The sequence below is a fragment of the Hoeflea sp. BAL378 genome, assembly GCF_000759435.1.
Classification (GTDB): domain Bacteria; phylum Pseudomonadota; class Alphaproteobacteria; order Rhizobiales; family Rhizobiaceae; genus Hoeflea.
Genome location: NZ_JRJG01000078.1, coordinates 31,349 through 49,270 on the forward strand (window position 1 = coordinate 31,349; position 17,922 = coordinate 49,270).

The window sequence follows — 17,922 nt, forward strand, 5'->3', positions numbered from 1 at the left end:
TCACGAGAAAAGGGCGCCGGCATCGCCATGCCGGCGCCCTTTGAGGCTTTATCAGTGACGGACCGCTATTCCGCGGGTTCCGCCGCGCCGGCGGCGTCCCGCTTGCGGCCCAGACCGACGCGCGCCTTCATTCGCTGCCACCAGGCGGTGATCTTGCTGTTCTTCGAGCGCGTGACGATCATCAGCAGCGACGGCGTCACCACCAGCGTGAGGATGGTCGAGAAGGCCAGGCCGAAGACGATCGCGCTCGAAAGCGAAATCCACCATTGCGTCGACGGCGCGCCATAGGTGGTCTCGTGCGCCATCAGCTCGAGGTTGACGCCGAAGGCGATCGGCAGCACGCCCAGAATCGCGGTCATGGCGGTCAGCACCACCGGACGCGCGCGCTCGCGGCAGGTCTCGAGAATGGCGTCGAGCTTGTCGCTGCCCTCGCGCCTGAGATGGTCGTAGGTGTCGATCAGCACGATGTTGTTGTTCACCACCACGCCCGCCAGCGCGATGATGCCGATGCCGGTCATGACGATGCCGAGCGGCTGGCCCATGATCAAAAGGCCCAGGAACACGCCGATGGTCGACATCACCACCGCCGACAGCACCAGCGCCACTGACAGGAAGTTGTTGAACTGGGCCAGGAGCACGATGAAGATCAGGAAGATCGCCGCGCCGAAGGCCTTGCTCAAAAACTCGCCCGCCGCCTTCTGCTCTTCGTCCTCGCCGGCGAGCTTCCAGCGGATGCCCATCGCGTTGAGGTCCGCCTTCTCCAGCTCCGCGACGATGCCCTTGCGCACCGGATCGGCCTGGATGCCTTCGCTGATCCCGGCTTCCACGGTGATCGTGCGCACCCCGTCGATCCGCGTCAGCGTGCCGACGCTCGGCGCGGCTTCGCGCGTGACGAAATTGGAGATCGGCACCGAGCCCTGGCTGGTCTCGATCCTGAGATCGTCGAGCGTCGACAGCGTCCGCCGGTCCTCCGGCAGCCGGAGCCTTATGTCGACGGCGTCGTCGGCGCCCGCGGGCCGGTAGTCGGTCAGCTTCAGGCCGGTGGTGACGAGCTGCACCACGGTGCCAACCGACGAGGGGCCGATGCCGTAGCGCGCGGCCACCGAGCGGTTGACCTTGATTTCCCAATCGACGCCGGGCGGCGGCAGGCCGTCGGAGACATCGATCACGCCGGGCGTGGCCTCGAGCTGCGCCGCCACCCTGCGCGCCACGTCGGGCAATCCGGCCGGATCGGCGGCCGAAAGCTGGATCTGGATCGCCTTGCCGGTCGGCGGGCCGCCCTGGGGAACCTGCACCTCGATGTCGACGCCGGGAAAGCCGGTGAGTTCGCGGCGGAAATCATCGAGGATCTCGCCCGCGGGCTTGCGCTCCCGCCAGTCGACGAATTCGTACTGGATGACGCCAACCACATCCTCGGCGACGCTGTTGCCGCCGCCGCCGACCTTGCCCACGCGGGTGTAGACGCTGGTCAGCCCCGGCCAGCCAATGATCCGCTGCTCGACCGCGCGGACCGCCGCATCCTTCTCCTCGAGCGAGAGATTGCCGCGCGCATGCACGTAGAGCAGACCGTAGTCGGGCTCGACATTGGGGAAGAACTCGACGCCCTTGCCGTATTTGCCGTAGGCGACCGGAACCACGATCAGCGCGGCCAGCGTGAAGAACACGACGATGAAGGGATGGCGCACGGCGCGGCTGACGAACTTCATGTAGAGCCCGTCGCGCTGCGGACCGGTCTCGATCGTCGGCTTGGCGAACATGGCGCCCAGCGTCGGCGTGAACACCAGCGCATAGAGCAACGACGCCGACAGCGTCGCGATCAGCGTGATCGGCATGTATTTCATGAACTCGCCGACCATGCCGGGCCAGAACAGCAGCGGCGAGAACGCCGCCACGCGCGTGAGCGTCGCCGCGACCACCGGCCCCGCCATGCGCTTGGCGGCGAGCGAGAAGGCGTCGCGCCGATTCAAGCCCTCGCTCATCCGCCGTTCGGCGAATTCGGTGACGATGATGGCGTCGTCAACCAGCATGCCCACCGCCAGGATCAGGCTGAACAGCACCACGATGTTGACCGTCAGGCCCGCCAGCGACAGTGCCAGGATGCCCATCAGGAACGAGGCGGGAATGGCAAAGCCGATCAGCAGCGACGCCCGCCCCGACAGCGCGTAGAGAATGACGATGAACACCAGGATCACCGCGGTCAGCACCGAGTTCTGCAGGTCCCCCAGCAACTGCCGGATGGAGGTCGACTTGTCCTGGCTGAAGCCGATGGAGGCGCCCTCGGGCAGCAGCGTCTTGAACTCGTTGGCCACCACCTTGACCGCGTCCACGGTCTCGATCAGGTTCGCGCCGGTGCGCTTGGAGACTTCGATGGCGATCGCCGGTTCGCCGTTGAGCCTCGTGATGGTCTCGGCGTCCTTGAAGGTCGAGCGGATGGTGGCGAGATCGCGCGCCCGCACCACCGCGTTGGAGCCGGCGATGATCGGCAGGTTGGCGACATCCTCGACGGTTTCGATGAGCAGCGGCACCTTGACCGCGTAGCGGCCCTCCTCGCCCTCGAGCGCGCCCGCGGCCACCACCGAGTTCGACGCGTTGACGCCGGCGATGAGCTGGTCGAGCTGCATGCCGTAGGACGACAGCTTCACCGGGTCGATGATCACCTCGACCAGGTCGTCGCGCGCGCCCTGCAGCGAGGCGTCGAGCACGCCGCCGACCTCCTCGATCCGGTCGCGCAGTTCCCGCGCCGCCCGCGTCAGCGCGCGCTCGGGCACGTCGCCCGCCAGCGTCACCACCAGCACCGGGAACTCGGAGATGTTGACCTCGTTGACCGTCGGCTCGTCCGCGCCCTCCGGCAGGTCCGGCTTGGCGTCTGAGACCTTGTTGCGCACGTCGTCGAGCGCCTTGCCGAGGTCGGCGCCGGCCATGAACTCGATCACCACGTTGCCGCCGCCCTGGTAGGCGGTGGAGCGCATCTGCTTGACGCCGGTGACGTTCTTCAGCCGGGTTTCGACCGGCCTGAGCAGCAGCCTCTCCGAATCCTCGGGCGAAATCCCCTGATAGGTCATGCTCACATAGATGATCGGGATCTGGACGTCGGGCTCGGCTTCCTTGGGGATCGAGACATAGGCCATCGACCCGGCGACGACCAGGAACAGAAGGACCGCGAGCGTCAGCCGCGCATTGCGGATGGCGACGTCGACGAAATTCATTGCAGTTTCTCCGCCTGCTTGACGGTCGCTCCGGTCATCAGCGTCGCGTCGGCGGGCACCGCATGGACCGTGTCGCCCTCGCTCACCAGGTCCTGCCCGGCGACGATGATCTTGGCGTCCAGCGGAACGCCGCTCAGCACCAGGCCCTCCGGCGAATCGTCGATCAGGTCGATCGGCACGAAGCCCACGGTGGAATCGGCCTTGAGGATGCGCAGGCCGAGATTGCCGGCCGCGTCGAGCGTGACCACCGAGCGCGGCAGCCTCACCGCGGTGACGGTCTCGGCCTTGATCATGATCTCGGCGGTCATGCCGGCGGGCACCGAATTGTCCGGATTGGGGATGGCGACCTCGACCGGGAAGGTGCGGGTGCCGGCGGTTGCCTCAAGGCTGACATGGCGCACGGTGCCGGAGACAATGTCGCCGCTGATCAGCCGCACATCTGCCTCGCTGCCGACCCCGACATGGACGATCTCGCGCTCGCTGACTTCGCCCTTGGCCACCACCGGGTCAAGCTGCAGCAGCACCGCGACCGCCTCGCCGGACGGCAGCCAGCTTCCTTCCTCGACCATGACCTGGTCGATCACGCCCGAAAACGGGGCTATGACCGTGAGCCGGTCGACCTCGGCCTGGGCCGCCTCGAGCTGCGAGCGCGCCGACGCCAGCGCCGAGCGGGCGCTGTCGATCTGCGTGGTGGGGGTGATGCCCTCCTTGACCAGCCGCTCGACGTTGTCGGCTTCCTTCTGGCGCTGGTCGAGCAGGGCCCGGGCGGTCTCCACCATCGACTGCTTCTCCGTGCCGTCGAGCACCAGAACGACGTCGCCGGCCGCGACCTTGTCGCCCTTCTCGACCTTGAGCTCGCCCAGGATGCCGGCGCTGCGGGTGGCCAGCGTCGTGCGCTTGTCCGGCGCCGTCACCCCGGAAATCCGGATGATGCGGCTGTGCTCGATGAATTCGGGCGTGGTCACCGCCACCGTGCGCAGCGCCTTCTGCTGCAGGGCGGGCGCGGCCGGCTGCTCCAGCTCGGGCGTGGCCTCGGGATCCTGGGCGGCGCTGCCGATGGCCGAAAACTCGCCCGTCAGCACCCACGCGGCCGAAACGGCCAGCACGACAAAAGCTGCGACGGTATGAAACCTTGGCATGGCCATGAAGAAATCCGCTCTCAAAAAAATACCGGCGCGAGAACCAGGCAGACAAACCTCAATCTGCAGCGTCTGGAACCGCGCATGCTGACGACCGCGCTCTGCGGTCAGGGTCTCGCTTCCGGGCTATATAGTCACACGACGAAGGTCTAAAAAGAACAAGCTGGGTAAATTTTCGTTGCCAAGCTTTGTTGGCCGGCATTGGTGGCTTCACGGCAACAGATAAAAAACAGCTTATATAGGCCGCGGAACCACTTTTGCTTCGGCACAGGGCGCACACACGAGCCCTTTCGTTCCCCCTTTTGCCGGTTCCGCAGACCGCGTGCGCGGCTTCCCGCAAGCATCGTCTTCGCCCCGGCGCGTCGCGCACCGCATTCCTCCAACCTCTCGTCATGACAGGTTCCCAATCCCGGCCGGTTTGATAGGATCGCAATGCCGCGACCCTGTCGAGCGACCGTTGGGAGGAGTATGGATGACGGACCTGCCAAAAATTGGCATCATAGGCGGCTCGGGCATGCTCGGCCGCGCCATCGCGCACGCGCTCCTGGACCGCATGGCCCTGCCCGCCTCGGACCTCTGGATTTCCAACCGCAGCGGCGGCAAGGCGGGTTTCGAGCAGTTCCCGGAGGTCGAGGTGACGACGGACAATGCCCGCCTGGGTGAGGCCTGCGACATTGTCATTCTCTCCGTCCCCCCGGCCCTGGCGCCTGACATCGGCATGGATGTTCCGGCAAAGCTGGTGATCTCGGTGATGGCGGGCGTCACGCTCGACCGGCTCCAGGCCATGACCGGGTCGGATCGCGTCGTCCGCGCCATGAGCAGCCCCGCCGCCGAGCTCGGCCTTGCCTACAGCCCCTGGGCGGCTGCGCCGGCCGTCGGTCCGGCCGACCGGGCCGTGGTCACGCGGATCTTTTCGGCCTGCGGCCTCACCGACGAGGTCGATGACGAGGCCCATCTTGACCATTTCACGGCAATGACCGGGCCGGTGCCGGGCTTCGTCGCCTTCTATGCCGACTGCATGATCGACTACGCCGTCAAGGCCGGCATTGCGCCGGCTGTCGCCGACCGCGCCATCCGGCAGTTGTTCTTTTCCGCCGGCGCCATGCTCGCCCATGGGCAGGCCTCTCCCGCCGACCATGTGCGGCAGATGATCGACTACGCCGGCACCACCGCGGCGGGGCTCAGCGCCATGGGCAACTCGCCGATCCGGGAGGCAATCGCCGAGGGGCTCGACGCCGCCGTGCGAAAGGCGCGCAGCCTGGGCTAGCCGTCCTTCGCATGCGGCATGGTCTCGACCAGATGCACGTCGCAGTCGCGGCAGATCTGGCGGATCTTGTCGTTGGGGCACTGGTCGGTGACGAAGGTGTCGACCTGGTCGAGATGACCGATCCGGACCGGCGCGGTACGCTCGAACTTGGTCGAATCGGCGACCAGGATCACCTGCCGCGCATTGGCAATGATCGCCTGCGCCACCTTGACCTCGCGGAAGTCGTAATCGAGCAGCGCGCCGTCATGGTCGATGGCGGAGGCGCCGATGACCGCGTAGTCGACCTTGAACTGGCGGATGAAATCCACCGCCGCCTCGCCGACGATGCCGCCGTCCGACGCCCGCACCACGCCGCCGGCGATCACCACCTCGAACTGCGCGAAGGGCCGCATCCGGTTGGCGACATTGATGTTGTTGGTGATGATCATCAACCGCCCGTGCCGCAGCAGCGCCTGGCTGACGGCCTCGGTGGTGGTGCCGATATTGATGAACAGCGAGGCGTTGTCGGGGATCAGCGCCGCGGCCGCCTCGCCGATGGCGCTCTTCTCCTCCGCCGCGATCTTGCCGCGCTGGGCGTATTCCATGTTCTGCGTGCCCGAAGGCAGGATGGCGCCGCCATGGATGCGCATCAGGAGTTGCCGGTCGCACAGATCGTTGAGGTCCTTGCGGATCGTCTGCGGCGTGACCGCGAAACGTGCCGCGAGATCATCGACCAGCACGCGGCCCTCGGTCCGGGCGAGGTCGATGATCTCGGAATGGCGCGGAGCGAGGTACATGGCGGGGAATCCGGAGAGGGTTGATTTCGCGTCCAGTTTAAAACGAAAGAAACGAAAGTCAAAATGCGCCTGTCGGCCCGGACCGCTCAGCCGCCGGCCGTGCGCCGTCTCAGCAGATCGGCGAAGAACACCGCCGCGTCATGCGGCCGGTCGGCGTCCCGCGTGATCAGGCCCACCGCGCCCATGGTCGAGCCGGTGTCGATCGGCAGTTCGACGAACTCGCCCGAGGCGATCTCGGCCGCGACCACGCCCCGCGAGATGATCCAGATCGCGTCGCTCGCCCGCAGGAAGGCGCGGCCGAAACTGTCCGACACCGTCTCGATCGCCTTGACCGGACGCGCCATGCCCTGTTCGAGGATCAGCCGCTCGACGAAGGGATGGATGATCGAGCCCTCGGGCGGGGTGAGCACCGGGTGCCGCGCCAGGATGTCGGCGCTCACCTGCCGCAGCCCGGCGAGCGGATGGCTGCGGGCGACGACGAACACCACCCGGTCGCGGTAGAGCGGTTCGAAGCGGAGGCTCGCCATGTTCTCGGGCGCCGGCATGCGCCCCATCACCAGGTCGAGATCGGCCTTGCGCAACTGATCGAGCAGCACCCGGTTTTCCCCGGTGACGACCCGGAGCGGGCTTTTCAGCCCCGAAGCCAGGAACTCGGCGACGGCGCCCGGCATGATCGTCGCCGAGACGGTCGGCAGCGCGCCGATCCGCACCGGCGGCCCCGTGGTGGTGGCGACATTGGCGAGCGCCGCGATCCCGCCGCGGACGGCGGCCAGGCCGGATCCGGCATGCGACAGGAACACCTCGCCCTGGTGCGACAGCCGGATCCCCCGCCCCTCGCGCTCGATCAGCGCCGCGCCGACGATCTCCTCGAGCTCGCGGATGGTCCGCGTCACCGCCGGCTGGGTCAGCGACAGGGTGATGGCGGCGCGGCCGACGCTCTTCTGCCGCGCCACTTCGACGAAGGCTTCCAGATGCCGGATCTTGATGCGCCGCGAGATATCCATAACAATACCGGGATGAGTTAAAGGTCGAAAAATCATTATTCATTTCCATTCCACTATGTAAAGTGAAACCGAGGATGGAGCGGAACGGGAGGACCGGATGGCCGACACCAAGTCTAAAGGCGAGCGCACGCGCCGCGCCGTGCTGGGCGATGCGCATGTCGATGCGGCGTTCGCCAGGTCCAGCGAATTCGACGCGCCGTTCCAGGACCTGATCACCGCCAGCGCCTGGGAACGGGTCTGGTCGCGCCCCGACTGGAGCCACCGGGAGCGCTCGATGGTGACCATCGCGCTGCTGGCAGCCCTCGGCCAGGAAGAGGAACTCGCCCTGCACATCCGCGCCACCGCCAACACCGGCGCCAGCGAGAGCGACATCCGCGAGGCGCTGCTGCACGTGGCGATCTATGCCGGCGTGCCCGCCGCCAACACCGCCATCCGCATCGCCAAGCGCACGCTTTCGGAGATGGCGGCGGAAAGCCGGGAGGCCCGGCCATGACCTCCTCCAACCGTCCGCCCGTCGCCAATTTCTTCCCCCGCGACCGCTCCTGGCACCCCAAGGCGTTGACGCCCGACTACAAGACCTCGGTGCTGCGCTCGCCCGCCAAGCCGCTGGTGGCCTTCGGCAATTCTCTGTCGGAAACCACCGGCCCGGCCTTCGGCCACGACATGCTCGGCCCGCTCGACAATGACCTGGTGCTCAATTTCGCGAGCCCCGGCATGAGCGCCATCGGCGAGCGCATCATCGTCGAGGGCCGGGTGCTCGACGAGCGCGGCCAGCCGGTGCCGAATGTCCTCGTCGAGTTCTGGCAGGCCAATGCGGGGGGACGCTACCGCCACAAGAAGGACGGCTACCTCGCCCCGCTCGATCCCAATTTCGGCGGCTGCGGCCGGACGATTTCCGGCGAGGACGGTGCTTACTCCTTCCGCACCGTCCGCCCCGGCCCCTACCCCTGGCCGAACGGGCCCAACGACTGGCGTCCGGCGCATATCCATTTCTCGGTCTTCGGCCACGGCTTCGCCCAGCGGCTGATCACCCAGATGTATTTCGAGGGCGATCCGCTGATCGCCCGCTGCCCGATCGTGCGCACCATCAACGATCCGAGGGCGGTCGACCAGCTCACCGCCCGGCTCGACATGAACGCCAGCGCGCCGATGGATGCGCTCGCCTACCGCTTCGACATCGTCCTGCGCGGCAGCCGCTCGACGCTGTTCGAGAACCGGATGGAGGGAAACTGAGATGACGCGTCCGACCGACACACCGCTCTACCCCCTCAGGGAATCGCCGTCGCAGACCGCCGGCCCTTACGTCCATATCGGGCTCACGCCCAATTTCTGCGGCATCGGGGGCGTCTATGCCACCGACCTCGGAACGACCATGGTCGGCGACCGGACCAAGGGTGAGCGCATCACGCTCGAGGGCCGGGTCTTCGACGGCGGCGGCAATCTCATTAGGGACGCGCTGGTGGAAATCTGGCAGGCCGACGCCGACGGCGTCCACCATGCCAAGGCCACCGCGGATTTCTGCGGCTGGGGCCGCTCGCCCGCCGACGCTGAGACCGGCCTGTTCCGCTTCGACACGATCAAGCCGGGCCGCGTGCCCTTCCCCGACGGCAGGCTGCAGGCGCCGCACATCAACCTCTGGATCGTCGCCCGCGGCATCAATCTGGGCCTCAACACGCGGATCTATTTCGAGGACGAGCTTGACGCCAATGCCGCCGATCCGGTGCTTGGCCGCATCGAGCACCGCGACCGGGTAGCGACGCTGATCTCCAAGGGCGGCGCCGGCCGCTACAGCCACGACATCCACCTGCAAGGCCCGCAGGAAACCGTATTCTTCGACATCTGAGGACAGACAATGGCTCAATTCATGACGCTGCCCGAAGCGGTGGCGCAGAATCTCACCACCGGCGACACCGCCGCCTTCGAGGGCTTCACCCACCTGATCCCCCATGCCAGCGCCCACGAGGCGCTGCGCCAGGGCGTCAAGGACCTGACGCTGGTGCGGATGACGCCCGATCTCGTCTACGACCAGATGATCGGCATGGGCGCGGTGAGAAAGCTCATCTTCTCCTATGCCGGCAATCCCGGCGTGGGCCTGCTCAGGCGGCTGCGCGATTCGGTCGAGAACGGCTGGCCGCACGCACTCGAGATCGAGGAGCATTCCCACGCCGCCATGGCCAATGCCTACGAGGCCGGCGCCGCTGGCCTGCCGTTTGCGGTGTTGCGCGGCTACAAGGGCGCGGAACTGGCGAGGGTCAATCCCAACATCAGGTCGGTCACCTGCCCGTTCACCGGCGAGGTGTTGGCGGCCGTCCCCGCCATCCGCCCAGATGTAACCTTCATTCACGCCCAGAAGGCCGACCGCAAGGGCAATGTGCTGATCGAGGGCATCGTCGGCGTGCAGAAGGAGGCGGTGCTGGCGGCGAAGCGCGCGGTGGTGACCGTCGAGGAGATCGTCGACGATCTCGACGCCCATCCCAATGCCTGCGTCCTGCCCGGCTGGACCGTGAGCGCCATCTGCCTGGTGCCGGGCGGCGCCCATCCGTCCTATGCCCACGGCTACTACCCCCGCGACAATGCAAGCTACATCGCCTGGGACAAGATCGCGGCCGACCGCGACACGTTCCTCGCCTGGATGAAGCAGAACGTGCTGGACGCCAGGCCCGAGGATTTCGACGATCGGGTCAGCCACTTGAGGAGCAGGTCATGACTGAGACCGATTTCACCCCGACCGAAATGATGACGATCGCCGCCGCCCGGGCGCTCAAGAACACCGATGTCTGCTTCGTCGGCATCGGCGCGCCGTCCGCCGCCTGCAACATCGCCCGCCTCACCCATGCGCCCGACGTCACGCTGATCTATGAGAGCGGCACCATCGGCACCGCGCCCTCGGTGCTGCCGCTGTCGATCGGCGACGGCGAACTCTGCGACACGGCGGTCACCACCGTCTCGGTGCCCGAGATGTTCCGCTACTGGCTGCAGGGCGGCCGCGTCACCGTGGGCTTCCTCGGCGCCGCCCAGATAGACCGCTTCGGCAACATCAACACCACCGTGATCGGCGATTACGACCATCCCAAGACCCGCCTGCCCGGCGGCGGCGGCGCGCCCGAGATCGCCTCCTCCTGCGGCGAGATCTTCATCACGCTCAAGCAGTCCAGGCGCGCCATGGTGGAGAAGATCGACTTCTTCACCAGCTTCGGCCATGGCGAGGGCGGCGACCACCGCGCGCGGCTGGGGATCGCCACCAAGGGGCCGACGCTGATGGTGACAGACCTTGCGGTCTGGCGGACCGATCCTGTAACACATGAGTTCACCGTGGTGCTGTTGCATCCCGGCGTGACCCGCGAGATGGTGCAGGCCGAATGCGGCTGGACCGTCCGCTTCGCCGACGAGGTGGGCGAAACCCCGTCGCCGACCGAGCTGGAACTGACAACCCTGCGCGATCTCAACGCCCGCACCAAAGCCGCCCATTCGGGCACCAACACCGGAGAAGCCGCCTGATGGCCGAAGCATTCATTTGCGATTACATCCGCACCCCGATTGGCCGTTTCGGCGGCGCCCTGGCACAGGTCCGCGCCGATGATCTCGGCGCCATCCCGATCCGCGCGCTGATGGCCCGCAACGCCAGTGTCGACTGGGCGGAGATCGACGAGGTCTATTACGGCTGCGCCAACCAGGCCGGCGAGGACAACCGCAACGTCGCCCGCATGTCGTCGCTGCTCGCGGGCCTTCCGGTCTGGGTGCCCGGCACCACCCTGAACCGCCTCTGCGGCTCGGGCATGGACGCGGTCTTGGCCGCCGCCCGGATGATCCGCTCTGACGAGGCCGGCATGGTCATCGCCGGCGGCGTCGAAAGCATGTCGCGCGCGCCCTTCGTCATGCCCAAGGCCGACACCGCCTTTTCGCGCCATGCCGAGATCCATGACACCACCATCGGCTGGCGCTTCGTCAACCCGCTGATGAAGGCCCAGTACGGCATCGATTCCATGCCCGAGACCGGCGAGAACGTGGCCGAGCAGTATGGCGTCTCCCGAGCCGACCAGGACGCGTTCGCGCTCAGGAGCCAGAAGCGCGCCGGCGCCGCCCAGGCCTCGGGCCGCTTCGACCGGGAAATCGCCCCGGTCGAGATCCCGCGCCGCAAGGGCGACCCGATCGTGGTCGACAGCGACGAGCATCCCCGCCCCGACACCACGATCGAGCAGCTCGCGAAACTCGGAACCCCGTTCCGGCAGGGCGGCAGCGTCACGGCCGGCAATGCGTCCGGCGTCAATGACGGCGCCGCGGCGCTGATCATCGCCAGCGAGGCGGCCGCGCGGAAGCACGGCCTCACCCCCATCGCCCGCATCCTCGGCGGCGCCACCGCCGGCGTCGAGCCCAGGATCATGGGCATCGGACCGGCGCCGGCGACGCTGAAACTCTGCGCCCGGCTCGGCCTCAAGCCGTCCGATTTCGGCGTCATCGAACTCAACGAGGCCTTCGCCAGCCAGGGCATCGCCGTGCTGCGCGAGCTCGACCTTGCCGAGGACGCCGAGCACATCAATCCCAATGGCGGCGCCATCGCGCTCGGCCATCCGCTCGGCATGTCCGGCGCCCGCATCACCGGCACCGCGGCGCTGGAGCTCGCCATCCGCAACGAGAAGCTGGCGCTCGCCACCATGTGCATCGGCGTCGGCCAGGGCATCGCCATCGCCCTGGAACGGGTCTGAGATGGACACCGGCGGACAGGGCTGGATGGACGGCTTGAGCGGCGATCCCGAGATCGCCGGGCTGTTTTCCGGCACCGCCCTGTTCGCCAGCTTCGCCCGCTTCGAGCAGGCGCTGATCAAGGGGCTCGCGCAGGCGAAATTGATCGGTCCGGACGATGCCGCCGGACTGATCGACCAGATCGCCGGCTTCGAACCGGACCGGGCGGCGATCGACGGCGCCCTTCTCCGCGACGGCGTGCCGGCGCCCGACTATGTCCGGCAATTGCGCGCCCTTGTGACCGGCCCAGGCAGCGAGCTCGTCCACCACGGCGCCACCAGCCAGGATCTGGTCGACACCGCCACCATCGAGGCGCTGGGCCGCACCGGCGCCATCCTTTCCAAGCGACTTGACGCGCTTCTTACGCGCCTTGCCGATCTCGAGAACCGCGACGGCGGCAACGCGCTCGAGGCCATCACCCGGATGCAGCCGGCACTCGGCTTCAAGGCGTCCGACCGCCTCGCCGCCTGGAGCCAGCCGCTTGAGGCGCTGCGCGCCCGCCTGACCAAGCTCAGGGAACAGACCCGCATCCTGCAGTTCGGCGGCGCGGTGGGCGGCCTGCGGGCGCTCGGCGACAACGCGGCCATCATCGCCGAGACGCTCGGCCGCGAGCTCGACCTGCGCTGGCCGGGCCATAGCTGGCATGCGGCGCGCGGCCCTATGCTGGCGCACGCCAATTACCTGTCGGAACTCACCGGCGCGCTCGGCAAGATCGGCCAGGACGTGGCCCTGATGGCGTTGCGCGGCGACCGGGACATCAGGCTCTCGGGCGGCGGCGGCTCCTCGGCCATGCCGCACAAGCAGAACCCGGTCGCGGCCGAACGCCTGGTGGCGCTGGCGCGGCTCAACGCCACGCTGGTCGCCGGCATGCACCAGGCGCAGATCCACGAGATGGAGCGCTCGGGCGCCGCCTGGATGCTCGAATGGATGATCCTGCCGAAGATGTGTGAGGCCGCCGGCGCCGCTCTGGCGACGGCGTCTGCGCTGATGGGCTGCGTCGATCGGATCGGCGAGCCCGGGGGAGACGGGCGATGAAAATTCTCAGCACGCAGGTCTGCATCATCGGCGCCGGCCCTTCGGGCCTGCTTCTCGGCCAGTTGCTGCATGACATCGGCATCGACACGATCATCGTCGAACGCTCGAGCCTCGACCACGTGCTGTCGCGGGTGCGCGCCGGCGTCCTGGAGCAGGGCGCCCAGCGCACGCTCGAGGCGGCCGGGATCGGCGGCCGGATGCACGCCCAGGGCCTGGTGCATGAAGGCTTCGCCATCACCCGCGAAACCGATGTCCACCGCATCGATCTCTCCGGCCTGACCGGCGGCAAGTGGGTCACGGTCTATGGCCAGACCGAAGTGACGCGGGACCTGGTCGACCGCCGCGCCGACACCGGCGGCGTCACCTATTACTCGGTCGACGCCGTCGAGCCGCACGACTTCGCCGGCGACAAGCCCCATGTCACCTGCCGGATCGACGGCGAAGAGGTGCGGATCGACTGCCGCTTCATCGCCGGATGCGACGGCTTTCATGGCGCGAGCCGCCGCGCCGTGCCGGAAAAGTCGATCCGCACCTTCGAGAAAGTCTACCCTTTCGGCTGGCTCGGCATCCTGAGCGATGTGCCTCCCGTCAGCCACGAGCTGATCTACGCCAGCCATTCCCGCGGCTTCGCGCTCTGTTCGATGCGCTCGAAAAGCCGTAGCCGCTACTACATCCAGTGCAACGCCGGCGACAGCGTCGAGGCCTGGTCGGACGACCGGTTCTGGACCGAACTGCGCCGGCGGCTGCCGCCCGACATCGCCGAGGCGGTGACCACCGGGCCGTCATTCGAAAAATCCATCGCGCCGCTGAGGTCCTTCGTCGCCGAGCCGATGCGCTTCGGCAGCCTGTTCCTGGTCGGCGACGCCGCGCACATCGTCCCGCCCACCGGCGCCAAGGGGCTCAACCTGGCGGTGTCGGACGTGCATTACCTGTTCGAGGGCCTGTGCGGCCATTTCCTCGAGCGCGACCGGTTCCTGCTCGACTCCTATTCCGAGCGCGCGCTCGCCCGGGCCTGGAAGGCCGTGAGGTTTTCCTGGTGGATGACGACCATGCTGCACCGGTTTCCCGAACAGGGCCCCTTCGAGGCCCGCATCCTCGAAACCGAACTGGCCTATACGCTCAGCTCCGAAGCCGCAAAAACCGCGCTTGCGGAAAACTATGTCGGTTTGCCTTACTGAAGCCCGGATTTCACAGTCTGTTCAGGCTCCGTTCAGCATAATCAGGCAATGATGCCCCATTGTCCCATAAGCCGCAGGTTGACCGCATGATCAAGATAGCCCGTTCCCCCTATGCCGCAGCGCTCCTGGCGTTGAGCGCGCTGACCGCACCGCAGGCGCTGGCCCAACAGCCGGTCGACGGGATGGTTGTCGTCGACACCGACGGCCGGCTGATGCGCGATGTGCCCGAAGCCGGCGCCGTCCGCATCGTCATCGACACCGAAGGCCGCCGCCTGCTGCTCGACACCTGGGACCAGGTGATCGGCTTCGAGATCCCGGCCTGGCAATACCGCCAGCAGAACGGCGGCCAGCGCCCGCGGATGCGCGACCGGATCGAATCGGCCTTTCCGGCACCGCCGCCGCCGCCGCGCGAAGCCTACCCGCGCGACGGGTTCGACGGCGGCCTCTATGAGCGCGACGGTTTCGCCGCGGCTCCGCCCGCCGACGGCATCGAGCGCCGCGACCTCAACCCGATGACCGGCACGGTGCCGGGCGAACGGACCCGCGAACCCGGCCTCTCCGGACCGCAGGATACGCCCGAGGTGATCGAGGCGCCGCGATTCGTCGAGCCCGCCATGCCCGCGCAGCCCGCGGCGCCGAAGCTGACCAAGGCGCAGGTCGCCGCCCTGCAGGTGTTTCTCGACCGCAACGGCGTGTCGCCCGGCGTCATCGACGGCCGCATGGGCTCCAATGTCAGCAAGGCGCTCGATGCCTGGTTCGAGGAAACCGGGGAACGCATCGATCCCGCCGACACCGACCTGATCGTCAGCCGCCTGGCGGCCAGCGGCGGACTGGCCTTCACCTCCTACACCATCACCTCGGAAGACGCCGCCGGCCCCTTCATCGCCTCCATTCCCAGCGACTACGCCGAAAAGGCGCGGCTGGAGCGGCTCGCCTACACCTCGACCGTCGAGATGCTGGCCGAACGCTTCCACATGGACGAGGACTATCTCAAGGCGCTCAATCCCGGCGCCGATTTCTCCCGCCCGGGCGTGCAGATCAAGGTGGTCGAGCCCGGCCAGAAGCGGACCGGGAAGGTGGCCAGCATCGTTGCCGACAAGGCCCGCAAGCAGGTCCGCGGCTACGACGCCAACGGCAAGCTGGTGGTCGCCTACCCGACCACCATCGGCTCGTCCGACACGCCCTCGCCCACCGGCCAGGTGACCATCGAGCGCGTCGCCCGCAATCCCGGCTACACCTACAATCCCAAGGTCAATTTCAAGCAGGGCGACAACGACCAGATCCTGGAAGTCCCGCCCGGCCCGAACGGCCCCGTCGGCACCATCTGGATCGCGCTGTCCAAGCCCACCTACGGCATCCACGGCACGCCCGAACCCTCCAAGATCGGCAAGACCGCCTCGCACGGCTGCGTGCGGCTGACCAACTGGGACGCCGAGGAACTGGCCGGCCTGGTCACGCCGGGCGTGACCGTGAGCTTCGTGGACTAGCTTTCGCCGCCAGACCCTGCCAGCGCCCGGCCGGACCCGCTCCGGCCGAGCGCTCAGCGGTGCTGGTCGACGAGGATCGGATTGCCGTCGGGGTCGTGGATGAGGAAGCTCGCCGGCCCGGTGGTGGCCTCGTCGGCCTCGGTGTCGAAGGCCACGCTCAAGGCCTTGAGCTGCTTCTGCAGGTCCCGCACATCGGTGAATGTCTCGACCGGCTCGGAGTTCGTCGCCCACCCCGGGTTGAAGGTGAGGATGTTCTTCTCGAACATGCCCTCGAACAGCCCGATGACGCAGTCGGCGTTCTGCATCATCAGCCATTTCTCGCTGGCCTCGCCGCCCACCGCCCGGAAACCGAGCTTCTCGTAGAATGCCCGCGACACCGCGAGATCCTTGACCGCGAGACTGATGGAGAATGCGCCGAGCTGCATGGGATCGCTCCTGGTCCTGGACTGCCGACCGGGGGCAGGATAGCCGCAATCGCCTGCGCGCCCAAGAGGCCTTACCGCCGGCTCTCCAGGGCCGCCCTGCGAAAGGCCGACGGCGCCTTTCCGAAATGCTCGCGGAAGGCCCGGCTGATATGGGAGGCTGAGGAGAAGCCGCTGGCAAAGCCGATCTGCGTGATGCTCGCCTCCGCAAGCTCGGGATCGGCGAGCCCGGCGGCGAGCGCCTCGAGCCGCCTCCGCAGGATGCGCGCACCCGCAGTCTCCGGCGCGTCCTCGAGGATCTGATGCAGGTATCTGACCGAAATGCCGGCGCAGGCGGCGACGCGCGGCAGGTCGAGATCGGGATCGGCGAAGCCGGTGTCGATGATGCGGTAGACCCGTTCGACCAGCCGGGCGCGCGGCGGAACCGTGGGCGAACGGACCCCGCCCCTGATCGCATGAACGAGATCGCTGAGCAGCGCCGCGCCGAGCGTTGCCCTGTCGCCTGTGTCGAAATCGGCGAACACGCCGCCGAGCCCGGTCGCCCGCGCATGCAGGAGCGCCCCGAAGCCACGTGAACTGTCGATGAGCCCCACCGGCAGGTCGGACAGTCCCGTCTCGCGCCGGAGCACCTCGCGCGGGATCATCAGCGTGCATTTTTCCAGCGGCTCGAGCACATCGAAGGCGGCGGGACGGCTCGCGTCCCAGATCAGCGTCGATCCCGGCCCGAGCTCGACCGTCGTGCCGCCCTGTTCGACGCGCTCGCGCCCCTTGCGCAGCATCAGCACCCCGAAGCAGCCGTCGTCGCCGCTGCGGATGTCGCGGCGGTCGCGATAGCCGTGGCAGGGATCGCAGATGCAGTCGACGATGCTGAGCCCGCCCGCTTCGAGCGTGCGCAGCGACGCGGAAAACCCCGGGGATGGCGGGCGGCCGAGCGTCCACGGCAGATGCGTGGCGTTGAGCGCCTGGCGCCAGGCTTCGAAGCGATCGACCGGCGCGATCTGTGCTGTCGCCCACTCCATGGCGGCCCTCCCGAAGCGCGCACCGACAGGACGGCTGCTCCTCCGCAGCCGGCCGCGCAAAATGATGGCGATTTGCGCACTCGCGGTCAAGCGGGCGCCGCCGCCCGCCCCTAGGGTGAGGCCGTCTTGCATGCACGGGAGGATATCGCATGAAACACGACGTCAGTTTCCACACCGAGGACGGCACCGAGCTCGCCGGCTGGTTCTTCGCCGCGGCCGGGGGAAAGCCGGCCCCGGCCATCGTCATGTGCCACGGCTTTTCGGCCACCAAGGAAATGCATCTCGAAGGCTTCGCCAGGACCTTCAACGAGGCCGGCATGAACGTGCTGGTCTATGACAACCGCAATCTCGGCGACAGCGCCGGCACGCCGCGCGGCGAGATCGACCCGATCCAGCAGATCCGCGATTTCCGCGACGCGATCACCTATGTCCAGGGCCGCGACGAAGTCGACGCCGAGCGCATCGGCATCTGGGGATCGAGCTACAGCGGCGGCCATGTGCTGGTGGTGGCGGCACAGGACCGCCGCGTCAAATGCGTGGTCTCGCAGGTGCCGCTGGTGGCGGGGCTTGCCAATGCGCAGCGGCTGGTGCGCAGCGATCACTGGGCCGGGCTGAGGCAGGGCTTTGCCGCCGACCGGGCGGCGCGCCT

17 protein-coding genes are annotated in these 17,922 nt (G+C 67.8%); 11 read left to right on the top strand and 6 right to left on the bottom strand.

What is annotated here, in order from left to right; all coding sequences use genetic code 11:
- Positions 1–65: 65 nt before the first annotated feature.
- Together LL06_RS16830 and LL06_RS16835 are read right to left on the bottom strand one after the other, a co-directional pair.
- On the bottom strand, positions 66–3,206 hold the full coding sequence (locus tag LL06_RS16830) for an efflux RND transporter permease subunit (RefSeq protein ID WP_035529454.1): 3,141 nt from the start codon (positions 3,204–3,206) through the stop codon (positions 66–68).
- Positions 3,203–4,351: an efflux RND transporter periplasmic adaptor subunit gene (locus LL06_RS16835; protein WP_035529457.1), complete on the bottom strand. Its 1,149-nt coding sequence runs from the start codon at positions 4,349–4,351 to the stop codon at positions 3,203–3,205. Before LL06_RS16835 ends, LL06_RS16830 begins: the two co-directional genes overlap by 4 nt.
- A gap of 466 nt (positions 4,352–4,817) precedes the next feature.
- On the opposite strand from LL06_RS16835, the gene LL06_RS16840 reads away from it, so the two are divergent.
- On the top strand, positions 4,818–5,612 hold the full coding sequence (locus LL06_RS16840) for a pyrroline-5-carboxylate reductase dimerization domain-containing protein (RefSeq protein WP_152599650.1): 795 nt from the start codon (positions 4,818–4,820) through the stop codon (positions 5,610–5,612).
- On the opposite strand, the gene LL06_RS16845 is transcribed toward LL06_RS16840, so the two are convergent.
- Positions 5,609–6,388: a DeoR/GlpR family DNA-binding transcription regulator gene (locus LL06_RS16845; RefSeq protein ID WP_035529459.1), complete on the bottom strand. Its 780-nt coding sequence runs from the start codon at positions 6,386–6,388 to the stop codon at positions 5,609–5,611. The genes LL06_RS16840 and LL06_RS16845 overlap by 4 nt on opposite strands.
- A gap of 86 nt (positions 6,389–6,474) precedes the next feature.
- Positions 6,475–7,392 (bottom strand): pca operon transcription factor PcaQ, encoded by a 918-nt coding sequence (gene pcaQ, locus LL06_RS16850; protein ID WP_035529461.1) that lies wholly within the window; start codon positions 7,390–7,392, stop codon positions 6,475–6,477.
- 97 nt (positions 7,393–7,489) lie between these two features.
- Between pcaQ and pcaC the strand changes: the two genes are divergently transcribed.
- From pcaC to LL06_RS16895, 9 genes are all read left to right on the top strand, one after another.
- Positions 7,490–7,885: a 4-carboxymuconolactone decarboxylase gene (gene pcaC, locus LL06_RS16855; RefSeq protein ID WP_035529464.1), complete on the top strand. Its 396-nt coding sequence runs from the start codon at positions 7,490–7,492 to the stop codon at positions 7,883–7,885.
- Positions 7,882–8,625, top strand: a complete 744-nt coding sequence (gene pcaH / locus LL06_RS16860; RefSeq protein WP_035529468.1) for a protocatechuate 3,4-dioxygenase subunit beta — start codon at positions 7,882–7,884, stop codon at positions 8,623–8,625. The genes pcaC and pcaH overlap by 4 nt, the downstream gene beginning before the upstream one ends.
- Position 8,626: 1 nt before the next feature.
- Entirely contained in the window at positions 8,627–9,235 is a 609-nt protein-coding gene (gene pcaG, locus LL06_RS16865; protein ID WP_035529471.1) for a protocatechuate 3,4-dioxygenase subunit alpha, read from the top strand.
- Positions 9,236–9,244: 9 nt separating this feature from the next.
- Entirely contained in the window at positions 9,245–10,099 is an 855-nt protein-coding gene (locus LL06_RS16870) for a CoA transferase subunit A (protein ID WP_035529473.1), read from the top strand.
- Positions 10,096–10,890, top strand: a complete 795-nt coding sequence (locus LL06_RS16875; RefSeq protein WP_035529476.1) for a CoA-transferase subunit beta — start codon at positions 10,096–10,098, stop codon at positions 10,888–10,890. Before LL06_RS16870 ends, LL06_RS16875 begins: the two co-directional genes overlap by 4 nt.
- Positions 10,890–12,095: a 3-oxoadipyl-CoA thiolase gene (gene pcaF / locus LL06_RS16880; protein WP_035529478.1), complete on the top strand. Its 1,206-nt coding sequence runs from the start codon at positions 10,890–10,892 to the stop codon at positions 12,093–12,095. Before LL06_RS16875 ends, pcaF begins: the two co-directional genes overlap by 1 nt.
- 1 nt (position 12,096) lies before the next feature.
- The gene (locus LL06_RS16885) at positions 12,097–13,167 is read left to right on the top strand and encodes a 3-carboxy-cis,cis-muconate cycloisomerase (protein ID WP_035529480.1); all 1,071 of its coding nucleotides are present in this window, start codon (positions 12,097–12,099) and stop codon (positions 13,165–13,167) included.
- Positions 13,164–14,345 (top strand): 4-hydroxybenzoate 3-monooxygenase, encoded by a 1,182-nt coding sequence (gene pobA, locus LL06_RS16890; RefSeq protein WP_035529482.1) that lies wholly within the window; start codon positions 13,164–13,166, stop codon positions 14,343–14,345. Before LL06_RS16885 ends, pobA begins: the two co-directional genes overlap by 4 nt.
- An 86-nt stretch (positions 14,346–14,431) precedes the next feature.
- Positions 14,432–15,832 (top strand): L,D-transpeptidase, encoded by a 1,401-nt coding sequence (locus tag LL06_RS16895; protein ID WP_052161665.1) that lies wholly within the window; start codon positions 14,432–14,434, stop codon positions 15,830–15,832.
- A gap of 53 nt (positions 15,833–15,885) precedes the next feature.
- Here the strand turns inward: LL06_RS16895 and LL06_RS16900 are convergent, their stop codons facing one another.
- Together LL06_RS16900 and LL06_RS16905 are read right to left on the bottom strand one after the other, a co-directional pair.
- The gene (locus LL06_RS16900; protein ID WP_035529484.1) at positions 15,886–16,257 is read right to left on the bottom strand and encodes a VOC family protein; all 372 of its coding nucleotides are present in this window, start codon (positions 16,255–16,257) and stop codon (positions 15,886–15,888) included.
- A 71-nt stretch (positions 16,258–16,328) separates the two neighbouring features.
- Positions 16,329–17,273, bottom strand: coding sequence for a helix-turn-helix domain-containing protein (locus tag LL06_RS16905; RefSeq protein ID WP_035529486.1), 945 nt, complete (start codon positions 17,271–17,273; stop codon positions 16,329–16,331).
- 149 nt (positions 17,274–17,422) lie between these two features.
- Between LL06_RS16905 and LL06_RS16910 the strand changes: the two genes are divergently transcribed.
- Positions 17,423–17,922: alpha/beta fold hydrolase (locus LL06_RS16910; RefSeq protein WP_035529488.1), on the top strand; the 500-nt coding region annotated here is incomplete at its 3' end.